The organism is Pseudoflavonifractor sp. HNCC25GI2 (genome assembly GCF_058136395.1).
Map to the genome: position 1 here is coordinate 302,378 of NZ_JBYUOW010000002.1, position 21,844 is coordinate 324,221.

Annotated in this window: 26 protein-coding genes and 1 riboswitch; of the genes, 2 read left to right on the forward strand and 24 right to left on the reverse strand. The window is 64.8% G+C overall.

Annotation, left to right across the window (positions count from 1 at the left end):
• Nucleotides 1-15 precede the first annotated feature (15 nt).
• Nucleotides 16-1,317 carry a phenylacetate--CoA ligase family protein gene (locus AC3YUO_RS03965; protein ID WP_489961751.1) on the reverse strand — a complete coding sequence of 434 codons (1,302 nt, stop codon included), beginning with the start codon at nucleotides 1,315-1,317 and terminating at the stop codon, nucleotides 16-18.
• A gap of 73 nt (nucleotides 1,318-1,390) precedes the next feature.
• Nucleotides 1,391-1,463, forward strand: a riboswitch (Fluoride riboswitch).
• 73 nt (nucleotides 1,464-1,536) lie between these two features.
• Between AC3YUO_RS03965 and AC3YUO_RS03970 the strand changes: the two genes are divergently transcribed.
• Complete coding sequence (locus AC3YUO_RS03970) at nucleotides 1,537-2,748, forward strand: cation:proton antiporter (protein WP_489961752.1); 1,212 nt, start codon at nucleotides 1,537-1,539, stop codon at nucleotides 2,746-2,748.
• 3 nt (nucleotides 2,749-2,751) lie between these two features.
• On the opposite strand, the gene AC3YUO_RS03975 is transcribed toward AC3YUO_RS03970, so the two are convergent.
• The 3 genes from AC3YUO_RS03975 to AC3YUO_RS03985 are packed head-to-tail and all read right to left on the reverse strand — an operon-like array spanning nucleotide 2,752 to nucleotide 5,440.
• Complete coding sequence (locus tag AC3YUO_RS03975) at nucleotides 2,752-3,324, reverse strand: indolepyruvate oxidoreductase subunit beta (protein WP_489961753.1); 573 nt, start codon at nucleotides 3,322-3,324, stop codon at nucleotides 2,752-2,754.
• 3 nt (nucleotides 3,325-3,327) lie between these two features.
• Nucleotides 3,328-5,067: an indolepyruvate ferredoxin oxidoreductase subunit alpha gene (gene iorA, locus AC3YUO_RS03980; RefSeq protein ID WP_489961754.1), complete on the reverse strand. Its 1,740-nt coding sequence runs from the start codon at nucleotides 5,065-5,067 to the stop codon at nucleotides 3,328-3,330.
• Between the two features lie 55 nt (nucleotides 5,068-5,122).
• Nucleotides 5,123-5,440, reverse strand: coding sequence for a YerC/YecD family TrpR-related protein (locus tag AC3YUO_RS03985; RefSeq protein ID WP_118641762.1), 318 nt, complete (start codon nucleotides 5,438-5,440; stop codon nucleotides 5,123-5,125).
• Between the two features lie 592 nt (nucleotides 5,441-6,032).
• On the opposite strand from AC3YUO_RS03985, the gene AC3YUO_RS03990 reads away from it, so the two are divergent.
• On the forward strand, nucleotides 6,033-7,667 hold the full coding sequence (locus tag AC3YUO_RS03990) for a class I adenylate-forming enzyme family protein (RefSeq protein ID WP_489961755.1): 1,635 nt from the start codon (nucleotides 6,033-6,035) through the stop codon (nucleotides 7,665-7,667).
• A gap of 61 nt (nucleotides 7,668-7,728) precedes the next feature.
• On the opposite strand, the gene AC3YUO_RS03995 is transcribed toward AC3YUO_RS03990, so the two are convergent.
• From AC3YUO_RS03995 to AC3YUO_RS04090, 20 genes are all read right to left on the reverse strand, one after another.
• The gene (locus tag AC3YUO_RS03995) at nucleotides 7,729-8,733 is read right to left on the reverse strand and encodes an ATPase P (protein ID WP_489961756.1); all 1,005 of its coding nucleotides are present in this window, start codon (nucleotides 8,731-8,733) and stop codon (nucleotides 7,729-7,731) included.
• A 90-nt stretch (nucleotides 8,734-8,823) separates the two neighbouring features.
• Nucleotides 8,824-10,308 (reverse strand): carbon starvation CstA family protein, encoded by a 1,485-nt coding sequence (locus AC3YUO_RS04000; protein WP_489961757.1) that lies wholly within the window; start codon nucleotides 10,306-10,308, stop codon nucleotides 8,824-8,826.
• Between the two features lie 141 nt (nucleotides 10,309-10,449).
• On the reverse strand, nucleotides 10,450-11,013 hold the full coding sequence (locus tag AC3YUO_RS04005) for a DUF2313 domain-containing protein (RefSeq protein ID WP_489961758.1): 564 nt from the start codon (nucleotides 11,011-11,013) through the stop codon (nucleotides 10,450-10,452).
• The gene (locus tag AC3YUO_RS04010; protein ID WP_489961759.1) at nucleotides 11,010-12,065 is read right to left on the reverse strand and encodes a baseplate J/gp47 family protein; all 1,056 of its coding nucleotides are present in this window, start codon (nucleotides 12,063-12,065) and stop codon (nucleotides 11,010-11,012) included. The genes AC3YUO_RS04005 and AC3YUO_RS04010 overlap by 4 nt, the downstream gene beginning before the upstream one ends.
• 19 nt (nucleotides 12,066-12,084) lie before the next feature.
• On the reverse strand, nucleotides 12,085-12,429 hold the full coding sequence (locus tag AC3YUO_RS04015; RefSeq protein ID WP_489961760.1) for a hypothetical protein: 345 nt from the start codon (nucleotides 12,427-12,429) through the stop codon (nucleotides 12,085-12,087).
• 1 nt (nucleotide 12,430) lies between these two features.
• The gene (locus AC3YUO_RS04020) at nucleotides 12,431-12,832 is read right to left on the reverse strand and encodes a hypothetical protein (RefSeq protein ID WP_489961761.1); all 402 of its coding nucleotides are present in this window, start codon (nucleotides 12,830-12,832) and stop codon (nucleotides 12,431-12,433) included.
• A gap of 10 nt (nucleotides 12,833-12,842) precedes the next feature.
• On the reverse strand, nucleotides 12,843-13,793 hold the full coding sequence (locus AC3YUO_RS04025; RefSeq protein ID WP_489961762.1) for a hypothetical protein: 951 nt from the start codon (nucleotides 13,791-13,793) through the stop codon (nucleotides 12,843-12,845).
• Nucleotides 13,790-14,356 (reverse strand): LysM peptidoglycan-binding domain-containing protein, encoded by a 567-nt coding sequence (locus AC3YUO_RS04030; protein WP_489961763.1) that lies wholly within the window; start codon nucleotides 14,354-14,356, stop codon nucleotides 13,790-13,792. Before AC3YUO_RS04030 ends, AC3YUO_RS04025 begins: the two co-directional genes overlap by 4 nt.
• Before the next feature lie 42 nt (nucleotides 14,357-14,398).
• Nucleotides 14,399-14,956 carry a hypothetical protein gene (locus AC3YUO_RS04035; protein WP_489961764.1) on the reverse strand — a complete coding sequence of 186 codons (558 nt, stop codon included), beginning with the start codon at nucleotides 14,954-14,956 and terminating at the stop codon, nucleotides 14,399-14,401.
• Entirely contained in the window at nucleotides 14,953-15,213 is a 261-nt protein-coding gene (locus tag AC3YUO_RS04040) for a molybdopterin oxidoreductase (RefSeq protein ID WP_489961765.1), read from the reverse strand. The genes AC3YUO_RS04035 and AC3YUO_RS04040 overlap by 4 nt, the downstream gene beginning before the upstream one ends.
• On the reverse strand, nucleotides 15,207-15,590 hold the full coding sequence (locus AC3YUO_RS04045; protein ID WP_489961766.1) for a hypothetical protein: 384 nt from the start codon (nucleotides 15,588-15,590) through the stop codon (nucleotides 15,207-15,209). The genes AC3YUO_RS04040 and AC3YUO_RS04045 overlap by 7 nt, the downstream gene beginning before the upstream one ends.
• A 3-nt stretch (nucleotides 15,591-15,593) precedes the next feature.
• Complete coding sequence (locus tag AC3YUO_RS04050; protein WP_118641772.1) at nucleotides 15,594-15,983, reverse strand: hypothetical protein; 390 nt, start codon at nucleotides 15,981-15,983, stop codon at nucleotides 15,594-15,596.
• 26 nt (nucleotides 15,984-16,009) lie between these two features.
• Nucleotides 16,010-17,068, reverse strand: coding sequence for a phage tail sheath C-terminal domain-containing protein (locus AC3YUO_RS04055; protein ID WP_489961767.1), 1,059 nt, complete (start codon nucleotides 17,066-17,068; stop codon nucleotides 16,010-16,012).
• Nucleotides 17,065-17,565 (reverse strand): hypothetical protein, encoded by a 501-nt coding sequence (locus AC3YUO_RS04060; RefSeq protein WP_489961768.1) that lies wholly within the window; start codon nucleotides 17,563-17,565, stop codon nucleotides 17,065-17,067. The genes AC3YUO_RS04055 and AC3YUO_RS04060 overlap by 4 nt, the downstream gene beginning before the upstream one ends.
• A complete protein-coding gene (locus AC3YUO_RS04065; RefSeq protein ID WP_489961769.1) occupies nucleotides 17,562-17,867 on the reverse strand; it encodes a hypothetical protein in 306 nt (101 codons plus the stop codon). The genes AC3YUO_RS04060 and AC3YUO_RS04065 overlap by 4 nt, the downstream gene beginning before the upstream one ends.
• Before the next feature lie 23 nt (nucleotides 17,868-17,890).
• Nucleotides 17,891-18,244: a hypothetical protein gene (locus tag AC3YUO_RS04070; protein WP_489961770.1), complete on the reverse strand. Its 354-nt coding sequence runs from the start codon at nucleotides 18,242-18,244 to the stop codon at nucleotides 17,891-17,893.
• Nucleotide 18,245: 1 nt separating this feature from the next.
• The gene (locus AC3YUO_RS04075; protein WP_489961771.1) at nucleotides 18,246-19,259 is read right to left on the reverse strand and encodes a phage major capsid protein; all 1,014 of its coding nucleotides are present in this window, start codon (nucleotides 19,257-19,259) and stop codon (nucleotides 18,246-18,248) included.
• A gap of 23 nt (nucleotides 19,260-19,282) precedes the next feature.
• Nucleotides 19,283-19,621, reverse strand: coding sequence for a hypothetical protein (locus tag AC3YUO_RS04080; protein ID WP_489961772.1), 339 nt, complete (start codon nucleotides 19,619-19,621; stop codon nucleotides 19,283-19,285).
• A gap of 24 nt (nucleotides 19,622-19,645) precedes the next feature.
• Nucleotides 19,646-20,581 carry a hypothetical protein gene (locus AC3YUO_RS04085; RefSeq protein WP_489961773.1) on the reverse strand — a complete coding sequence of 312 codons (936 nt, stop codon included), beginning with the start codon at nucleotides 20,579-20,581 and terminating at the stop codon, nucleotides 19,646-19,648.
• A complete protein-coding gene (locus AC3YUO_RS04090; protein ID WP_489961774.1) occupies nucleotides 20,578-21,717 on the reverse strand; it encodes a serine/threonine protein phosphatase in 1,140 nt (379 codons plus the stop codon). Before AC3YUO_RS04090 ends, AC3YUO_RS04085 begins: the two co-directional genes overlap by 4 nt.
• Nucleotides 21,718-21,844 lie beyond the last annotated feature (127 nt).

Consider the following 21,844-nt stretch of genomic DNA (forward strand, 5'->3'; position numbering starts at 1 on the left):
CAAGTCTCCTCCTTATCAAATCTTGCGCTTGTCGATGACGCGTACGGCCTTGCCCTCGCTGCGGACGATGGACTTGGGGGCCACCAGGGTGACCTTGGCGGCCAGGCCCAGCATGGAGCGCAGCCCGTCCACCAGCTCCTTCTGCCGGCGCTCGATCTCGCCCAGGTTGTCGGTGAACATCTCGGGGGTCATCTCCACCTGCACGTCCAGGGTATCGGTGGAGCGGACACGGTCCACAATAATCTGGTAGTTGGCGGGGTAACCGTGGTTGAGGAGCACCGTCTCGATCTGGGAGGGGAAGACGTTGACACCCCGGATGATGAGCATGTCGTCGGAGCGGCCCATGGGCTTGCACATCTTCACGTGGGTGCGGCCGCAGGAGCACTTCTCGTGGCTGAGCATGCAGATGTCACGGGTGCGGTAGCGCAGCAAGGGGAAGGCCTCCTTGGTGATGGAGGTGAACACCAGCTCACCCTTGGAGCCCTCGGGCAGGACCTCGCCGGTCTCGGGGTCGATGATCTCGGCAATGAAGTGGTCCTCGTTGATGTGCATGCCGTTCTGGGCGGAGCACTCAAAGGCCACGCCCGGGCCGGACAGCTCGGTAAGGCCGTAGATGTCGTAGGCCTTGATGCCCAGGGTGTTCTGGATGTCCTGGCGCATCTCCTCGCTCCAGGCCTCGGCGCCGAAGATACCCGCCTTCAGGGGGATCTGGTCGGGGGTGAGGCCCATCTCCTTCATGGTCTCGCCGATGTAGGCGGCGTAGGAGGGGGTGCAGCAGAGGATGGTGGCGGAGAGGTCCCGGATGAACATGATCTGCCGCTCGGTGTTGCCCGAGGAGGTGGGGATGGTGAGGCAGCCCACCTTGTGGGAGCCGCCGTTCAGGCCGGGTCCGCCGGTGAAGAGGCCGTAGCCGTAGGACACCTGGCACACGTCCTCGTTGGTGCCGCCGGCAGCCACGATGGCCCGGGCGCAGCAGTCCTCCCACAGGTCGATGTCGTGCTGGGTGTAGAAGGCCACCACCCGCTTGCCGGTGGTGCCGGAGGTGGACTGGATGCGGACGCAGTCCTTCAGGGGCCGGGCCACCAGGCCGTAGGGATAGGCCTCCCGCAGGTCGGCCTTGGTGACAAAGGGCAGCTTATGAAGGTCTGCCACACCCTTGATGTCGTCGGGGGTCAGGCCCTTCTCCTCCATCTTCTTGCGGTAGTAGGGCACGTTGTCCCACACATTGCGCACCTGCTTTACCAGGCGCTCGTCCTGCCAGGCCTTGATCTGCTCCCGGGAGGCGCACTCAATTTCCGGCTGATAATACCGTTCCATCGGAATCATCCCTCTCTAAGAAAAAAGTTTTATGTTGCGAAGGGGTTGCATTCCCGGCGGTTCCCCGCTATAATAGGGCACCGGGAATGAAGTTCTCCCTTGGGTAACCTAAACCGCTTTTGTAAGCTGATGACTTCTGCGATGACGACGTCGCGGGGGTATCAGCTTTTTTTGTGCCCTGCGCGGGGCCGTACACTCATTGGGAAAGGATCTGTTTGTATGCTCACATCCCTGGCCTATGTCTTTCTGGTGGGGCTGGCTGCCGCCGCCCTGTGCCAGAAACTCCGTCTGCCCCGCATCATCGGCATGCTGTTCACCGGCATTCTGTTGGGGCCCTATGTGCTCAATCTGCTGGACCCCTCTATTCTCTCCGTCTCCGCCGACCTGCGCCAGCTGGCCCTGGTCATCATCCTCATGAAGGCGGGACTGTCCCTCAACCTGGGAGATTTGAAGCGGGTGGGCCGTCCGGCCCTGCTCATGTCCTGCCTGCCCGCCACCTTTGAGATTCTGGCCTATACTCTGCTGGCCCCGGTGATTTTCGGCGTCAGCTGGGTGGAGGGCGCCGTCATGGGGGCGGTGCTGGGGGCGGTATCCCCGGCGGTGGTGGTCCCCCGGATGGTCACGTTGATGGATGGAGGCTGGGGGACGGAAAAGAGCATCCCCCAGATGATTCTGGCCGGGTCCTCCATGGACGACGTATATGTCATCGTCCTCTTCTCCACCTTCGTGGGAATGGCCCAGGGGGGAACCGTCTCCCTCAGCGCCTTTGCGGGCATCCCCGTCTCTATTCTTCTGGGCATCGCCGTGGGCGCGGGCGTGGGCTGGCTGCTGGCCGTCTTCTTTGAGTACAACTACAACCACCAAGCCCACATCCGCAACAGCACCAAGGTCATCATCCTCCTGGGCACTGCCTTTCTCCTCCTGGCGGTGGAGGACTGGCTGGAGGGGATTGTTCCCTTCTCCGGCATCCTGGCCGTCACCGCCATGGCCTGCGGCGTCCACCTCAAGTGCCCCCAGCCCGTGTCCGCCCGCCTGTCCGAGAAGTTCGGCAAGCTGTGGCTGGCGGCGGAGGTAGTGCTCTTCGTGCTGGTGGGTGCCGCGGTGGACATCCGCTACACCATGGAGGCCGGTCTGGGGGCCGTTCTCATCATCTTTGCCGCCCTGGCCATCCGGGCCGTGGGCGTCTCGCTGGCGGTGTCGGGCACCGACCTCACCGCCAAAGAGCGGCTCTTCTGCGTCATTGCCTACCTGCCCAAGGCCACCGTTCAGGCGGCCATCGGCTCTGTCCCCCTGGCCCTGGGGCTGCCCTGCGGCAATCTGGTGCTGTCCGTGGCCGTGCTGGCCATTCTCCTCACCGCGCCCCTGGGGGCCTTCGGCATGGACCACACCTACCGCCGGCTGCTCCGCCGGGCCGGGGAAGGGGAAGGCTGATGCTCAGGCGTTCTTGCCCAGCTCAAAGGCCTTCTTGTTGAGCTCCAGGAACTTGGGGGGCACCATGGCCTCCAGCGACTTCTGCCAGGCCTCCTCGGGGAGGTCGAAGTAGTGGGACAGGCGGCCCATGAGGACGATGTTCACCGCCTTGCTGCTGCCCGCCTCCTCGGCCAGCTTCAGGCAATCCAGGGCATCCACCTTGGCGCCGGCGGCCTTCATCTTCTCCACCAGGTTCTCGGGGTACTGCGCCGCCCCGGTGATGACGGGCATGGGGTCAATCTGCTGGGTGGAGGTGACGATCTGTCCGTCAGGCTTTAAGTACTCCAGCCAGCGGGCGGCCTCCAGCAGCTCGAAGGAGACGATGTAGTCGGCCTCGCCCTTGTCGATGACGGGGGAGTTCACCTTGTCTCCGTAGCGCACGTAGGTGACCACGCTGCCGCCCCGCTGGGACATGCCGTGGACCTCGGACACCTTCACGTCATAGCCCTGCTCCATGAGCAGGTGGCCCAGCAGCTTGCTGGCCAGCAGGGAGCCCTGGCCCCCCACGCCTACAATCATAATATTTTTCGTTTCCATGGCTTACTCCTCCTTGCCGGTGCTCTCAAAGGCACTCACGGGACACAGCTGCTCGCAGACGCCGCAGCCCACGCACAGGGTGTTGTCCACATGGGCCTTGCCCTCCTTGATGGAGATGGCGGGGCAGGCGATCTTCATGCAGCTCTTGCAGCCGATGCACTTGTCGGTGTTCACCTTCAGGGGCGCCTTGTGCTTGACGTACTTCAAGAGGGCGCAGGGCCGGCGGGAGATGATCACCGAGGGCTCCTTGGCCGCCAGCTCCTCCTTCACCGCCTGGTCGCAGGCCTTCAGGTCGTAGGGGTCCACCACACGGACGCGGTTAAAGCCCATGGCCCGGCACAGGGCCTCCAGGTCGATCTTGCCCGCCGGGTCGCCCTTGATGTTGTAGCCGGTGGTGGGATTCTGCTGGTGGCCGGTCATGCCGGTGATGGAGTTGTCCAGGATAATCACGGTGGAGTTGGACTGGTTGTAGGCAATGTTGGCAAGGCCGGTCATGCCGGAGTGCATGAAGGTGGAGTCGCCGATGACGGCCACGGTCTTGCCCTCGCTCTCCTCACCCAGGGCCTTGTTGAAGCCGTGGATGGCGGAGATGGAGGCGCCCATGCACAATGTCATGTCCATGGCGGACAGGGGGGCCACAGCGCCCAGAGTGTAGCAGCCGATGTCGCCCAGGACAGTGCACTTATTCTTGTTCAGGGTGTAGAAGAGGCCGCGGTGGGGGCAGCCGGCGCACATGACGGGGGGACGGGGAGGAATGGCATCGGAGAGGGCCTTGCCGGTATGTACCGTGCCGCCCAGCTTGGCGGCCACCAGGTTCTGGGAGAACTCCCCCTCCATGGGCAGCACGTCCTTGCCGGCCACATCCAGGCCCAGGCGGCGGCAGTGCTCCTCGATGATGGGGTCCAGCTCCTCCACCACCACCAGCTTTTCAACCTTACTGGCGAAGTCCTGAATGAGCTTCACGGGCAGGGGGTTGGCCATGCCCAGCTTGAGGACGGACACGCTGTCCCCGAACACTTCCTTCACGTACTGGTAGGAGGTGGAGGAGGTGATGATGCCCAGCTTGGTGCCGCCCATCTCCACACGGTTGATGGGTGCGGTCTCCGCCCACTCGATGAGCTTGCGGGTGCGCTCCTCCACCACGGGGTGGCGGCGGATGGCGTTGCCCGGCATCATGACGTACTTGGCGATGTTCTTCTCGTAGCTCTTCACGGGCACGGTGCGCTCGCCCGTCTCCACCAGGGACTGGGAGTGGGCCACACGGGTGCACATCTTCAGAATGACGGGGGTGTCAAACTCCTCGGAGAGCTCATAGGCCAGCTTGGCAAAGGCCAGGGCCTCGGCGGAGTCGGAGGGCTCCAGCATGGGCACCTTGGCAGCGATGGCGTGGCGGCGGGAGTCCTGCTCGTTCTGGGAGGAGTGCATCCCGGCGTCGTCGGCCACGCCGATGACCAGACCGGCGTTGACGCCGGTGTAGGACATGGTGAAGAGGGGATCGGCGGCCACGTTCAGGCCCACGTGCTTCATACCGCAGAAGGAGCGCTTGCCGGCCAGGCACGCGCCGAAGGCGGCCTCCATGGCTACCTTCTCGTTGGGGGCCCACTCGCAGTAGATGTCGTCGTACTTGACGGCCTCCTCGGTAATTTCGGTGCTGGGGGTGCCGGGGTAGCTGGAGACGACACAGCATCCGGCCTCATACAGTCCCCGGGCAACGGCGGCGTTGCCCAACATCAGTTCTTTCATGGCTTTCCCTGCTTTCTTTCCGTTGTTCTGTCTGTGTTCTCAAGGTCCCGGAGCCTCACTCCGGCTGGTTTTCGGCCTTGTCCAGCCCCTCCCGGACAATGACCTCCTGCATCACGCCGCCGGCGCCGTTGTCCAGCATGGACCGGCGCACCCGGCTGATGGTGGCGCTGCTGGCCCCGGTCTTCTCCAGGATGTCCAGATACACCAGACCCTGCTGGAGGTAGACCGCCACGTCAAAGCGCTGCTCCAGAGAGCGCAGCTCCGTGGGGGTGCACAAATCGTCAAAAAACTTGCAGCACTCGTCCAAATCCTTCAATTTCAGGATGGTCTCGTACAGCGCCAGGCTCCGGGCTCTCTTTTCCGCTTTCGCCATGGTACCACTCCTTTTCCGGCAGCCCCTCCAGGGGGCTAATTCATTCCCTTAAAGTGTAGCACATAAAAGCGCAAAGGTAAAGAGAATTCCCTCCAATTCCCCGTTCGGGGCAAAAAGGGTACAAAAAAACCTCTGGCGTCCAAAGACTGCCAGAGGACGGGGAACATCTCCCGCGGTACCACCTCTATTTGCCGCCCCCTCGCGGAGCACGGCCTCGCCGGGTGTCCCACAACACCCTGCCCCTGTAACGGGAGGCCCCCGTTCCGCTCTACTTGGCCCCACGGCCGTTCCTCGGACAGCTCGGAAGATGAAATTTCACACACAGCGCCATGCCCCTCGCACCAGCCGGGAACTCTCTGAATTGGCGGATCTGTACGCTACTTTGTCTTCGTCATCACGTTTATTGGTTGCATTATACACCCGCCGGACCATTTGTCAAGGGCCTTTTTGCGCCGTCCCGCCCGGTCCCCGGGGAAATTTTTTGCCCCTCTTGACATTTGGGGAAAAATTGGGTATGATACTTTAACGGTTTAAAGATTAAAACCATTGAAGCACAACGGGGTCCACCCCGTTTGGAAAGGAACGACTGGTTATGCCCATTACCGATCTGCTGGAGCGCAACAGCAAGCTCTACGGCGAGGAGATCGCCCTGGTGGAGATTAACCCGGAGATCCAGGAGGAGCCCCGGGTCACCTGGCGGGAGTACGCCCTCATTCAGCCCACCTCCTCCACCCCCTACCGCCGGGAAATCACCTGGTCGGTCTTTGACGAGAAGGCCAACCGGGTGGCCAACATGCTGCTGGGTCGGGGCCTGAAGAAGGGCCAGAAGGTGGCCATTCTGCTGATGAACTGCCTGGAGTGGCTGCCCATCTACTTCGGCATCCTGAAGGCGGGGGCCATCGCGGTGCCCCTGAACTTCCGCTATACCGCCCAGGAGATCGAGTACTGCGTCAAGCTGGCCGACGTGGACGTGCTGTTCTTCGGCCCGGAGTTTATCGGCCGTGTGGAGGACGTTGTCCCCTCCATCGGCCGGGACCGTCTGCTGTTTTTCGTAGGGGAGACCTGCCCCTCCTTTGCCGAGGACTACCACCGGGCCACCGCCAACTGCTCCTCCGCCGCCCCCAAGGTGCTGGTGGATGACGAGGACGAGGCGGCCATCTACTACTCCTCCGGCACCACCGGTTTCCCCAAGGCCATTCTTCTGCGCCACTCCTCCCTCCTCCACGCCGCCCGGATGGAGGCCATCCACCACGCCACCACCCATGAGGACGTGTTCCTGTGCATCCCGCCCCTGTACCACACCGGAGCCAAGATGCACTGGTTCGGCTCCCTGTTTACCGGCAGCAAGGCGGTCCTCCTGAAGGGCAACACCCCCCAGGCCATCTTTGACGCCGTATCCCAGGAGCGCTGTACCATCGTGTGGCTGCTGGTGCCCTGGTGCCAGGACATCCTGGCCGCTCTGGACCGGGGAGACTTGAAGGCAGAGGAGTACCAGCTCAGTCAGTGGCGGCTCATGCACATCGGCGCACAGCCCGTGCCCCCCTCCCTCATCAAGCACTGGCTGAGCTACTTCCCCCACCACAAGTACGACACCAACTACGGCCTGTCCGAGTCCACCGGCCCGGGCTGTGTCCACCTGGGGATGGAGAACATTGACAAGGTGGGCGCCATCGGCGTGCCCGGCTACGGCTGGAAGATTAAGATTGTGGATGAGCAGGACCAGGTGGTCCCCCAGGGCGAGGTGGGCGAGCTGTGCGTCAAGGGCCCCGGCGTGATGATCTGCTACTACCACGACCCGGAGGCCACCGCCGCCGTGCTCAAGGACGGCTGGCTCCACACCGGCGACATGGCCCGCCAGGATGAGGAGGGCTTCTACTACCTGGTGGACCGTAAGAAGGACGTCATCATCTCCGGCGGCGAAAACCTGTACCCCGTGCAGATCGAGGACTTCCTGTCCGCCTACCCCAAGATCCACGACGTGGCCGTCATCGGCCTGCCCGACAAGCGTCTGGGCGAGATTGCCGCCGCCATCATCCAACTCAAGGATGGCATGACCTGCACCGAGAGCGAAATCAACCAGTTCTGCATGGATCTGCCTCGCTATAAGCGCCCCCGGAAGATCATCTTTGCCGACGTACCCCGCAATCCAACGGGCAAAATTGAAAAGCCCAAGCTGCGGGAGAAGTACTGCGGCGTGCGCCTGGTGGAGGCCCAGGCCCAGGGCTGACGCTTCCTTCCTTACAAGCAAAAAAACCCGTCCGGCTGTGCCGGACGGGGCTTTTTTATGGTTATTGGTAGTCCTCGTTGAGGAACATGGCCTTGATGGCCACCACCTCGTCGTACTCCTCCTGATCCACCTCCACGTTGGAGTTGAGGGCCTGGAGGTCTTTTTTGACCACCTCCAGGGCCTGCTCTCCGTTGGCGGCCCGGCCATACTCCAGGGCGCGCACCATCCGCCGCAGCACCACCGGGTGGGCGTAGCGGGCGGGGAGGGGGAAGTCAGGCCGGGAGGCCAGGTAGTCCTCCATGGCATTCTGGGCTCTCTCGGCCCGGCCCATCACCACCTTGCGGTTATTCTGGGCGGTGGGCAGGACGCTGGCGCCGGAGAAGAGGAAAATGGCCGCCAGACCCAGCAGCAGGAAGTAGACGGCAAAGCCGCCCCCATTGAGGATGGAGTAAATTCCAAAGCCCAGGGACACCACGCCCAGCAGGGTGATGGCCATGGCCACCCAGCGGTAGCTGGGGTTGGTGCACAGGTAGGCCCGCTTGCGCCGGGCCGCCTGGGAGAGCTCCAGGGTGAGCTCCGGCCGCCCCTCCAGGAAGGCGGAGGCCTCCTCCAGCCGGGCAATTTCCGCCCGGGCCTCGGGGGTAATCTCCGGCTTTTTCTCCTTCCGCCTGGCCTTCTCCCGCTCGGCCAGCCGCTTTTCCGCCGCGGCGCTCACCCGTTTAATCTCCGGGTGGGACTGCTCCAGCAGGGCCAGCAGCTGGTCCACCTGCTCCTCATACTTGAAGTTGCACTGCTTCTCCTTCCCGCCGTCGTACTCCACCACCAGATAGGCCATGGAGGCGAAGACCCCCTTGCGGGTGAAGCCGCCCTTGCTCATGGCCACCCGCTTGAAGACCCGGGTGATGGCGGAGTAGGGGATATAGTACCGACGGTCAATGTAGAAGCTGTTGAGGTACAGGGCCTTTTCTCCCAGGCCGCAGGGCCCCACCCGGCGGCAGCGCTTTTTGTCCTCCGCCAGGACGGCGGGCTCCAGCGAGGCGGAAGAGAGCTGTATGGGCTTGAACATGCAATCCACTCCATAGAAAAATCTGCCAGCTGCCGCGCTCGGGCAGCAGCTGGCAGGCCGTGTCTCAGCACAGCGGGAGATTTTGTTTGATTACTGGTTCACCGGCTGCTTCTTGGTGGCGCGGATGAAGATGAACAGCAGCAGCGCGGCGAAGATGACGCCGATGGGGTAGGCCACCACGGTGTTGTAGCCGCCCGCAGGATTCACCAGGCCGCCCAGGCACTCGGGGGCCAGGATGAAGTAGGTGCAGGACACAGCGCTCATGAAGGTGGCGGGAACAGCAGTGATCCAGTAGTTCTTCTTCTGCTGGTAGAGGTACATGCTGCCGGCCCACAGAACGATCATGGCCAGGGTCTGGTTGGTCCAGCTGAAGTAACGCCAAATGACGGTGTAGTCGATGTACCCAAGGGCGTTGCCCACACCCAGGAAGGTGCCCACGCCCAGCACGGGGATGCACAGCTTCAGGCGGTTGACCCAGGAATCCTGATCCAGGTGAATCCAGTCAGCCAGAGTCAGACGGGCAGAACGGAAGGCGGTGTCGCCGGAGGTGATGGGGCAGACCACCACGCCGATCATGGCCAGGGCGATGCCGATGCCGCCCATGGTCTTGGAGCACACGTCGTAGATGGCGGCGGACTGGCCCTGAGCCAGAACCTCAGCCAGGCCGGTGTTCAGGCCGTCGGTAACAGCGTAGATGGCGCAGCCGGCAGCGGCCCACACCAGAGCGATGACGCCCTCACAGACCATGGCGCCGTAGAACACCATGTGGCCCTGACGCTCGGACTTCATGCACCGGGCCATCAGAGGAGACTGCGTGGCGTGGAAGCCGGAGATGGCGCCGCAGGCCACGGTGATGAACATGAAGCTCCAGATAGGAGTTCCAGAGGGATGCATGTTATAGAAGTGGGTCCAGATCTCGGGGATGACGAACTCAGACTTGGTGATGACGCCGAAGCCCACGCCCACAGCCATGATGATAAGGCAGATACCGAAGATGGGGTAGACCTTACCGATGATCTTGTCAATGGAGATAAAGGTTGCGATGAAGTAGTAGACCAGGATAATGACCAGCCAGAACAGGGTGGTGGTCAAAATGCCGCTGTGACCGCCGTTCTTGAACAGGGTAACCAGCAATCCGGCAGGACCCACAGCGAACACGGTACCTACCATGACCAGCAGCACCACGGAGAACACACGCATGACATTCTTCATCACGGGGCCCAGGTACTTGCCGGTAATCTCGGCAATGGAGGCGCCGTCGTTGCGCTCACTCATCATACCGGAGAAGTAGTCGTGAACACCGCCGGCAAAGATGGTGCCGAAGGTAATCCACAGGAACACCACAGGTCCCCACAGGGCACCCTGCATAGCGCCGAAGATGGGGCCGAGGCCGGCGATATTCAGCAGCTGCACCAGGAATAGCTTCCACTGGGGCATGACGACGTAGTCAACACCGTCGTTGATGCGGACAGCGGGAGTTTCGCGATCATCCGGGCCAAAGGTGTTGTCGACCACTTTGCCGTAGGTAAAGTAGCCGCCTACCAGGATGATCAGACACAGAAAGAAACTGATCATAAAGAACCCTCCCTTTTTATTTACGGCGCGTACAAACCGGACCGCGCACCGCTTTCCACAGGCTATTATAGGATCTTTTTCCAAAAATGCAACCCCGCGCAGCCAACATTTCGGATAAAAAAGAGGGTTCCTCGTTCCATTTCAGCTCACATAGGTTTCCAGCTGTTCCCAAGTCAGGTTCAGGGCCTCAATGTCCGCCCAGCAGGAGAATTTTTTCTCCAGCTCCGCCCAGGTGAGGTACCAGAACCAGTACTCGATGGTCAGGTGGGCAGGGAGGATGTCCTCCACATTTTTCTTCAGCTGTTCAAAGTCCCGGGGCACGCCGGCGGTGCCGGGGAAGCGCACCTGTACCGTGCCCACGCCGGTCTCCTCCACCCGGGCGGGAATGCCGCAGCCGGAGATGGTGTCGTTGATGGCCTCCGGAGTAAAGCTGTCCCCGCCGATGCGCAGCAGGGCGGCCAGCGCCTGGCCCAGCTCCTCCGGGCTGCCCGCCGCCGGGTGGCGGACAAAGAGGCCGGCCAGCCGCTCCAGGCCCCAGTCCCGGGCGGAGGTGAGGTCCACCTCCCGGCCCACCTCCTCCAGCGTTTCTTCGGCTCCGTCCAGAGCCTGCCCTTCCGTGTCCAGCTCGCCTCCGGAGAAGGGGGCCTCCAGGTCGTAGACCCCCAGGGGGCGCAGCAGCTCTTTGAGATATTGGGCGTAGCTCATACCAATTCCTCCACCGTCAGCGTACCCAGCACAGGCAGCACGTCAGACTCCACCGCCACGTCGGAGGCGGGGGCGGAGATGGCGTAGTTCTCCACGCCCTCACAGCCGTAGACGAGGCTGCCCAGCTTGGCCAGCAGCACGCTCTGGCCCAGGATTTTTCCGGTGAACCAGTCCCGCAGGGCCTGCTCCACTGCCTGTTCCACCGCCTGCTGGTCCCGGCCCTCCCTGGCCTTTACCCGGACGGTCACATCCACCGATACCGTCTCCGGGGCCCGCACCTGCACATCCACGGCAATCTCCCGCCGGGCCTGGAAGTACTCCGTCAGCTCACGGAGCAGATCCTCCCCAGGCAGGCCGGAGGGGGTGGCCACCACCACGTCCACACTGCCTGTCCCTCTGGGGCGGGGCACTACCGCCGCCGCGGCCACTCCGTCGAAGGACAGGGCGCTCTGTTCATAGAAGGCGGCGTTGGCCCCGTTGGGCAGGCGCTTGAAGGTGTCCAGCACCCGGGCCCGCAGGGTCTCGTCGTCCTCCGCCTCCTCTCCGCCGGTGCAGGGCTGGGGATTGGTGCAGGACAGCACCCCCACCGGAGCCACCGCCATGGTCACAATGGTGCCCGCCCCCACGTTGCCCGCCGCACCCTCGGTGAGCGCCCGGACGGGCACATCGGCGGTCAGTTCTCCCGCGGAAATGACGCCCTCCTGGGTGGTCTCAAAGCGCACCAGGCCCACCGTCATGCACACCGTCCCCTGGGGAATGATTCGGTCCTCCGCCGCCGTCTCTCCTGCAGTGAAGCGCACCACACCCTGGGCGGCCACCGCCCCCTTCCGCTCCAGGCTCCTCAGCTGGGCGTGGCGGTCCAGATACTCCCCCTGGGCGGTCTGAGGAAAGGCCTGCCGGGCCACCCAGTCGGCCTGGACGTACAGGGCATACACCTGGGCAGCTACGGCGTACAGCCGGGCGGACAGGTCACAGCCCTCCACCGGCTCCAGCCCCGTGCGGGTGCCGAACTGCTCCAGCATCTCCTCATAAATGGTCTCAACCGTTTTCAACTTGCCGTCACCTCATTTTTCACAGATCCACCTGGGCGGTGAGGGTCTCCCCCCGCCACTCCAGGCGCACCACCACCCGGCCGCCATCCTCTGTGTCCTGCCACTCCACTCCGGAGAGCTTCAAATCCGTCTCCTCCTCCAGGGCCTCGGCGGCGTACTGGGCGGCCAGGGCCTGGCGGGCGGAGGGCTTCTCCCTCAGCACCTGGTAGAGCCGGCTGCCCAGATTGGGCCGGAAGGACAGGCCGCCCCGCCGGGCGGTGAGGCGGAACAGCACCCGGGCCAGCACCTCCTGGGCCCCCTCCAGGGTGGTCAGTCCCCCCGCCCCGTTGGGTACATATTCGCCGTTTATCAGCTTCCGCTCCATGTTAACCTCCCAGGGCGCCCAGCATCTCGCCCACAATCTCCCGGATATACAGCTCCAGATCCATTCCGTTTACCTTGATGCGGCCGCTGAGCTCCAGATTGTCCTGTCCCAGATACACCTGGCTGCTCCCGCCCCGGAGGCTCACCTCACCGGGTTTCAGACCACTGCCGTTCTGGGCGGTGCCCACGATGCAGGGCAGCTCCCGCTCGCCCCCCGCCTTGAGCACCAGCACCTTTTCCCCCACCGACGGGCGCCAGCTGTACCCACCGGGGGCGTAGACGTTCAGCCATCTCCGCTCCCCGCCCAGGGCCACGCCCGCGGGGTCGCCCCCCAGGGTCACCGCGCCCAGTTCCGCGGCCGGCTCCTCCTGAGCCGGTCTCCGTGTCCGTTCCGATGTCCACATACCCCTCACCTCACACCACAAAGTCCGGCCGGGCCAGATCCAGCCGCGTCCAGCTGCCCCGCTCGTCCATGCCTACGGTAGCCTGGGCCACCCGGTAGCGGCCGTTCCGGTCCCAGTTGCTGCGCTCCAGCACCACCAGGTCGCCGGGCCAGGCACAGAAGGGCAGGGCCACCTCCACCTCCAGCCGCTCCAGCTGGGCCTCCGACTTGTCCAGCTGGAACTGCCCGGAGTAGCGCATGGTCTTGTAGGTGCTCCGCCCGGGCATGGTAATGACCCGCCGGGCCATGCCTCCCAGGGCCAGAAAGTCCCCGTTTTCCACCGTCTGCACCGCTCCGGAGTACCGGTCCCGCACCAGTACCTGGGACAAAACTCCGTACCGCCGGTTCCGGCACAACAGCTTGGTCACCGGGACGCTGTCTCCCAGCACCCGCTCCTCCCCCTCGGTCCAACCGGTGAGCACCAGCCGCCCCAGCTTGTCAAAGCGGGGTGCCACGCCGCCGTAGTACCGTGCAAAGTCGTAGACCACCGACCACTCGCTGCTGCCCACGGCCACCGAAAATTGGGACACGGCGGGCAGGCTGGCCCCCGGGGCCACCGTGATGCCGTAGGGGGTCACGTGGTCCCGCAAAATGTCCGCCAGGGTGGCGGTGGCATAGTCCTGCCCCAGAGCCTCGTTGTCCAGAAGGCGGGCGGCCATCCCCCGGCCGGAGATCTCCATGACCTCACCGCCGCTGTCCCGGGTGCGTTCGCACTCGTCCACCAGACCGGTGAAGACCCGCTCACCATTTTCTTCCGCCTGAAATTCCACCCACTCCCGTGGATTGGTGTCCGCCCCCTGCTTCCAGAGGAAGCGCAGCCAGAAGCTGTCGCAGGGCACCCCGGCGGTGTAGTCCAGCTGCCAGGCCAGCAGAGGGGGCAGCTGCCAGCGCACCCCGGCCCGGTCCATGACATAGCCCGTCACTTCACTCTCACCTCGTCTCCCACATAAATGAGGTTGGGATTTTTAATCTGGGGGTTGAGGGCGATGAGCTCGCTGAGGGTAAGGCCGTAGGTCTTGGCCAGCGCCCACAGGGTGTCCCCCTTCACCACCCGGTGGTACTGGGGTGCGGAGGAGGCAGCCGTACTCTGTGTGCCCCCTTCCGTCCCACCGGTGGAGCCGGTGACCCGGAGCACCAGGTCGCCCGCCTGGCTGTAATCCTCCCAGAACACAAAGGAGTAGCGCACATAGTCGGGCCGGGGCTCCTGCTCTAAGCGCAGGGAGACAAAGTAGGCGTTGGACACCTGCCACAGGGGATGGACCAGCAGCCCAGGGGTGTCCTCATAAAAGACGTTGGCCAGCATCCCGAACTGGCTGTAAGCGTCCTCCCCCACAAACTCCCCCTCTCCCGCCATAATCCGGTTGGTCCGGCCCAGATTCTGCAGGCGGTAGAGCCCATAGGGAATCTTGTGGGCCACCAGCGTCTTCCCGTAATCAATGGAGTACACCCTGGGGTTGTGGGGCCAGATATAGTTTTTGTATCGCATGGGGGACAGCATCCTGTGATCGCTCCCTTTCCGCTCGCTGTCTTAATAGAGGAAAAATCCGCCGTCGTAGCGGCGGCTGTCCCGGCGGAAGGCCCGGTCCACCTGTTGGGCGGTGTCCAGCTCCCCGCCGGTGCCGTCCCGGCCTCTCTGGGCCCGCCCCATGGCGGTCCGGGCCAGGTCCTCCGCCTTCGTCCGGTCTCCGGTGGGGGGGACGGCAGACGCGCCGCGGGTCAGCACATCCGCCTGTGCGGCGCTCCGGTCCGCCTTTTGGAGGGCCCCGGCCAGGGGCTGGGCCTCAGACTGGGCAAATTCCGGGGAAAAGCCCTCTTCCGCCCCGCCCCGGAGGGCCGTGTTTCTCTCTTCCTGTGTGGATTCCCGGGGCAGGCCCAAGAAACGTCCGGCCCGCTCCCCAAAGGAGCGGACCGTCTCCAACCGTTCGTCCTCAGGCTCCGCCCGGGCCGCTTCCCTCCCGGGGGAGGGTTTCTCCTTCGCCTCGGCTTCCTTCGCGCTCCCCCCGGCCAGGGCGTTCTCCGCCCTTCGAATGGCCCGCTCCAGGGCATCCTCCTCCGGGCGCAGAAGTTCGGTCAGATAGTCGGTCACCGGGTCTCTCCCCCTCTCATCCGTTCAAACCGGTCCTGGTCAAAGGCGGTATTCACCGCTCCCTCCCCCCAAGCGCCTCGGGTCCGTCCGCACACCGGACAGCGCGCCTCCTCCGCCCGGGCCCGGCACTCCGGGCACAGGCGGGAAAGCTCCTCCTCCCGGTCCAGCAGCTGATGGACCAGGCACCACAGATAGTCCCGGTCCTTCATCTCCCGGGCCCGGGGCTCGGTGGGAAGAGCCCCGAAGTCCCTCAGCACCCGCCATCGAAGCCGCTCACCGGGGCTGTCACGGAGTTTTTTTTTAGCTCTTCCAGCTCCCCGTCGGTGAGGTTCAGCCCAGGGTTATTCTCCTGCCGGAACCGGGCCCACCGCCCGGCCAGGGCGGCAATCTCCTCCACGGTGAGGGCGGAGAGCACCGCCCGGCCGTCTGCAAACACGGGGGTGTGGTCCTCCGCCTGCTCCAGGGCCCGGGCCAGCAGGCAGGCGTTGGAGCACAGGGCCCGCTCCCGGTCCTCCTGGGCCAGCTCTCCCGCCTCCCGCCGGGCCTGGAGGACCTCCAGGGCGGACAGCAGCCGAAGCTCCATGCCGTTATTCAGGGGCAGCCGGTCCTGTCCCGCCAAAATGGAAGGGGCCACCGGTTACACCTCCGTCTCAATGCGCCGGGTGGCCACCAGGGTGACCTCCTCCAGCACCATGCTGCCCAGAGTGGCGCTCTCCTCAATGGAGCTCCACTGGCAGCCGCTGTAAATGATTTTCCGGTCCGGCTTGCAGATGACCAGGGAGAAGCCGGACATGTTGTAAAAGTCGATGCCGTCCCGGATGGCCTCGTCGGTGGCGTACAGCCGCTTGAGCTGTACGGTGTGGACGGCCTGGCCGGGGATGGTGGCCACCGGCTCCGATTCGCCGAAGGCCTCCACGGCGGTGCTGCTCTTGGTGGTCTTAGCGGTGTAGCTCTGCACCACGGCCACCCGGGTGCCGTCCACCTCCAGATAGATGTCGCTGCTGGTGGGGAATCCTGCCACGCTCATAGAAACTTCCTCCTATTCCTGCCCGCTCACACGGTGATGTGGGCCGTGAGCCAGATCTGGTTGATGCCGTGGGCCACGGTGAAGGAGAAGTCCACCAGGCAGCGGGTGGGATCCTGGGTGTCCGCAGACACCTCCACGCCCTCATAGCCGGTGATAATCTCCTGCTTCAGCTTGTTTTCCAGCTCCAGCACCACCTGGGCCCGGATGGCGCTGCGGCTCTGGGCGGTGTTTTTGGCCCGGGCAAACTTGGTGCGCAGGGCGGTGCGGAGGGAAGGAATCACATCGTCCACCACCCGAATGGTGGCCAGGTCCCGCCAGGTGGCGTCCTGTACCTCGCCGGTCTTGGTCCGGGTGGTTACCCCCCGCACCACGGACACGATGCCGGACACACTCTCAACAGGGGTGACGCCCCCCAGAATGAGCAGGTCCAGGGCGTTGTCGTCGTAGCGCTGCTCCAGGCCATAGAGGCCCTTCAGCTCCGCACCACCCAGGGGGATGGCGGGGTCGCTTTCCCCGGCCAGCACGCCTGCCACCGCCGCGGCCACACCCAGTCCGGAGATGGCCTCCCCGTCCCGGTCCAGCCCGGCGGGGGCCACCAGCACCACCCGCTCACTGTTCATGGCCTCCGCCCGGGCGATGAGGGCCTCCTCATCTTCCCCGGCGGCTCCCGCCACCACGCACAGCCGCTCCCGGCGGTTCTCCGCCGCCGTCACCGCGCTGTCCCGCAGCTTTTGCTGCACACTCTGGTCAGTGCTGCCGCACAGCACTACCGCCAGGTCCTCCTCCTGCTCCAACAGGGCAAAGGCGGCGTCGTAGCCCTCCTCGTTGGCCACCGCCACCGCCTTCACGCCGCCGGCGCCGTTTTTCAGGGCCAGGCGGATGAGCTCGGCCATGTCCTCGTCCCCGTCGGAGCCGAAGACGGCCACCGCCTTCTCATAACTGGTGATAGTCTGTATCTCACCCGCCGTGGCCACGGTATTCACCGCCGCCAGGCCCACCAGTCTGCCCCCGCCGCTGCCCGAGACGATGGTGCTGGCGTCATAGGCCGAGTACACCCCCGGCCGCTGATGGGTTGTCACATTCATGCTTTTATGCCTCCTCGCAGTTCAAAATCGGTAAACAGCCCGTCGGCCTGCTCCGCCGCGCAGAGGTAGGCCCGGCACACCGCCTGGGCGCTCTGGCGCAGCAGCCGCTGCTGGGTGTCGAAGGTAAGCTCCCCCCAGGAAAACTCCTCCACCGCCAGCCCCTCGGGCGCGCCCGCCAGCAGGGCGGCGGACAATTGGTCTAAAAGGGCCTGGAAGGCCCCGTCCTCCGTCCCCTCCGGGGCGCAGAGGTCCAGGCCGAAGGTGAGGGTGGCCTCCCGGCCGTACCAGTCCTCCCACACGCCGTCCTCCCGCTGCCGCTGGCCCAGGTAGTCCTGAAAGCCCACCGGGGCCACCCGGCATCCCCGCAGGGACACCACCGCCGTGGGTCCGCTGAGCTTCTGCCGCGCCCCGGTGTTCCAGGCGGGTACCGCCGCGGCGCCCTGCTCCGTCAGGTAGTCGGCAAGGGCCTTGGTGATGTCCTGTACGCCCCCATTCATAGGGTCCCCTCCTCATCCGTGGGCCGCAGCAGGGCCCAGAAGTGTCCGCCCGTCTCCGGCCCCACCGGATGGGCGGACTGGATGGCATAGCGCCCGCCCTGCCATTCCACCTGGTCTCCGTCCGCCAGAGGCACATCGGCGGGCCCCAGATATAAAAAGCGGTCCTCCCGCCGAAGGCCCAGGGGAGAGGGAACCTGCTGGTCCTCGCTCTTCTGGAGCACCGGCTGGAGAAAGGCTTTTAGCGAAATTCCCTCGCCGCCCCCGGCGGGGTGGAGGGTAACCTCCTGCCCGTACCGGCTCAAAATGCTCCTCCACGCCCGGTCCGTCATCCCTCCACCCCCCGGAAGGCAAAGCCCGTCTCCCGCAGCCAGGGGGCCAGCAGGCGCTCGGCCTGCTCTCTCCGGCCGCCGCCGCTTTTCTCCCGCAGCTGGACGGACACCTCGCCGGCGGAAAAGGAGCTCACGTCCCCCTCTCCGGCGGCCCCGCTGAGGCCGTCCATGGCCGTAAGGGCCACCGCCAGGGGGAAGGCGGAGCCGCAGTCCTGGGGCGAGACGCCGGCCTTCAGCCTCCGCTGAAGGCTGTCCTGGGCGGCCTCAATGAGGGGGAGGAGCAGCGTGTCCTGCTCCTCCCCGGCGCCCATTTGGCGGCACAGGGCCAGAATTTCCTCGCCCAGCTCCATCTCAGACCTCCAGGACCCGGCTGGCGTTCTGGAAAATCTTCGCAAAGCCGCTGATGGTGGTGATGGCGGCCCGCTCCAGCTGGCGGTCAATGAGCTTGTCGTACTCCACGGTTACGTCGCTGCCCTGCACCATCTCCAGGGCGAAGCGCTTGTCCAGACCGATGGCCGTGCCCTCGGGGAGGACGGAGGTGCGCAGCAGGGTGGCCCCCAGGGGGGTGGTCAGCTTGCCGGTGCCCTGGAAATTGAGGCCGGTGAGGGGATTCTGGAACTCGGTGAGCTTCAGCAGCTTCACCATCACGTCTCCGGACACCAGCAGAGCGTTCATCTCGTAGGGGTCAAACTTGGCCCAGAAGTCCACCAGGTCGTCATAGGTCAGGGTGCCGGAGGAGGACACCTCGTCCACCTGGGCGGCGTTGCCGTTGCCGTCGCCGTTCATCAGCACGTCCACCGCGTCCTCCAGGTGGGCCCGGGCGATGTGGGCGCCAATCTGGCGCAGGGTGACGGAAAAGAGGTCCAGCTTCTGGTAGCGGACGGCCTCGTAGGAGGCCACCAGCATGCGGCCCCGCTTGCGCAGCTTCACCAGGTTGGCCTGCACCTTGATGGTAGTGGCGGGGATGGAAGCGCCCTCGTCCACCTGGCGCAGCTCCTTCTCCTCGCCGCCGGCCTCGGAGGCGATGGAGCGGTAATCCATGCCGTCGAACTTGGTGACGGCGGCGGTGATGTGGGGGAGGATGTCGCCCTCCTCCATGCCCTGGCGGACGGAGCGGGCGATGTACTCGGGGAAGAGGACGGCGGAGTCGGCGGTGCGGAAGAACTTCTCCACCACGTCGCTGCCGGCGCCCTTCACCTTGATGTCAAAGCGCTTGAGCTGGCGCTGGAAGGCGTCCAGGCCCTCCAGGGAGGTGCCCTTGTACTGCTCGCTGGGGTCCTGACGCTCCAGCACCTGAGTAAAGGTGGACCCGGCCTCCTGATACATGCCCTTGTCCAGTCTCAGATTGTCATAGGAAAAAGCCATTTTTCTTCACGCTCCCTTTCTTCTCACAGACACAGTACGGCGGAGTTTTCGCTGGCGCTGACCACCAGCACGGGGATGCCGCCGTCGGCGGAACTCTGCACGCCGCCGTTGCCGTCGGCCTCCACATTGGCCCAGCCGGGGGTGAGGGAGCCGGTGGTGCTGACGGTGACAAAGCCCTTCACCTGGACGGCGGCGCCCCCCTTTCGGGGCTCCATGGCCACGCCGCAGAACTTGTCCTTGGCCGAGCACAGGCCCACTGTGCCGTTTTCGGTGACCTTGACCACCTTGCCGCCGGTCACGTCCTCGCCGCAGGCGAAGGTGGCCACCACGGCTCCAATGTCCTCAAAGGAAAACTTGCTCATGGTTTGTTGACCTCCTTAAAAAAATCAAATCAGAAAAGCGCCGTCCCGGCTGTCGTCGGGCTGGCCGCTCTTTTCTCCGTATTCCAGCTGGGGACAGATGGGGTAGCGCCGGGCGGCCTTGGCCCCCCAGGCCTCCTTCAGGGCGGTAAGCTCGGCGAGGGAGAGCTTCTCCGTCATGCCCAGCAGCAGCTCCCGGTCCATGCCCAGCCCGGCCAGCAGGCCCAGGCGTACCGTCTCCTCTTTGAGTTCCTTGCGGTACTGCCGTCCCGCTTCCGCCTCCCGCTCCAACTCTTCCAGCTCTCCGGCCAGGCCGGGATTCCGGCGAACCAGGTCCTTCAGGGTCCGGGCACTGCCCGCTCCTTTCACCACGCCCGCCTCGGGCTGGGCGGGCACCGCCACAAAGGAGAACTCATAGGCGTCGCTGGCCCCCTCCAGGCTGGCGTAGCACAGTCTGCCGTCGTAGTACTCGCCCTTCTTGTGGCCGCACTGCCCCTGACGAAGGTCGGCCCCGCAGATGGAGCACACCGACTTTTCCACGGCGCAGCCCACGCTGACCTCCTTTTTGATGCCCGCCTCAATTTCGGCAATCAGGTCCTTTGAGCCCTCGGTCCGTGCCATGTAGGCCCAGCCCTTCAGCCAGCAATAGCCGTCCCCGGCCTTGGTGGTGCGCTCCGGCTGGAAAATGACCTCGGTCTTATAGATGCGGGCGGCCTGACCCCGGGCGGACCACTGGTGGTCAAAGATGCCGCTCTTGCCCACAAACAGCCTGGAGAGCTCCTCCAGGGTCTGGGGTGCAAAGCGCTCCTGGTCCCGGTCCACCTCGTTGTCGCAGAGGCGCAGGGAGAAGACGTACACGTCCTCTTCCTTCAACTCCTTCCGGGAGAGCAGGTTGATGAGGGCCAGATCCTCTGCCGTCACCGCCGCCTGCTGGCCTCCCTGGGATTCCTTCAATACCTTCATTCGGCTTCCTCCTTCATTTTCTCCGCCTGAGCGCGGTAGAGCTCCGCTCTCGCTTCTTCTACGATGTCCTGGAGATTGATGTCCTCCCACTCCAGGGTCACCCGGGGGTCATAGCCCCGCAGCCCAAGCCACAGCTGGGCCACCCTCTGGAGCGCTGGCTCCACGCTGCGGCGGATGGCGGTAATCTCACTGGTGAGCAGGTCGGCCTGCTGGGCGCTCATGCGCTCGGTGGAGGACCAGGAAAGCCCCAGCATGAAGGGGGGGATGCCCGTCCGGGCCACCAGCTGCTCCAGAATCTGGCGCACGGGCACCTCACTGTCCAGAATGGGGCTGTCGGCGCCGATGACCTTGATGTCCACGTCGCCCACGGCCACAAAGTCCCGCACTGTCCCCTCCCGGCCGGCCTGCATGGCGGCGGACCACTCCTGGGCAATCTGGCTGCACCGCTCCTGGGCAAAGGCCTCCTCGCCCTCCCCAGGCTTACAGACCACCGCAAAGCGCAGGTTGCCCGCCCGCTCCCAGTTCTGGCCCATGGCCTGGTAAATTTTCAGCAGAATGCCCGTCAAAAAGGGCATGGACCGCATGAGGGACACCCCGAAGGGGCTGTCGGAGGTGGGCTGGAAGGGGGTGAAGAGGAGCAGCTCCTGCCAGGGCAGCTCCCTGGGCTCCCCCACCTCCCGGCGGCACAGCCGGAAGTCCAGGGGGGTGTCCCCCTCCCGGGCCTCCACCTGCTCCGGGTCGGCGCACAGCACTGCCGCCACATCCCGTCCGTCTCCGGTGAGCACAATCTCGCCCAGGGCGTGGCCGCAGGTAAAGAGGTCGTCCAGATACCGGTCCAGAAAGGACTGCATCCCCTGCTGGCCCCAGCCGGTGTTCACCCCCTGCCAGAAGGCATCCAGTTCCTCCTGCGCCCTCTTGTCCCGGCAGATGGGATGTACCCCGCCGCACAGCCGAACCAGCTTCCACACGGCGGCCTCCACCACGGGCACGCCCTCCCGGATGGCCCGGTACAGCTCCACCGAGCCGCCGCCCAGGGGGGTGTACCGGTCCAGTACGCCGAAGGGGTGCCCCTCCGTCCGGCGCACCTGCACCACGGGAGAAGCCGCCTCCCGGTGTCTCTGCTTCCACCATCTCATGTTGTCCCGCTCCCTTTTTTGTCAATTTTCAGCGCGTTTTCCGCTCCACGCAGCCGGCAAAAAAACCGCCGTTTCGCTCCTTGCCCACAATGGTGGAGGCAAAGTAGCGAATTTCATCCATCGCGTG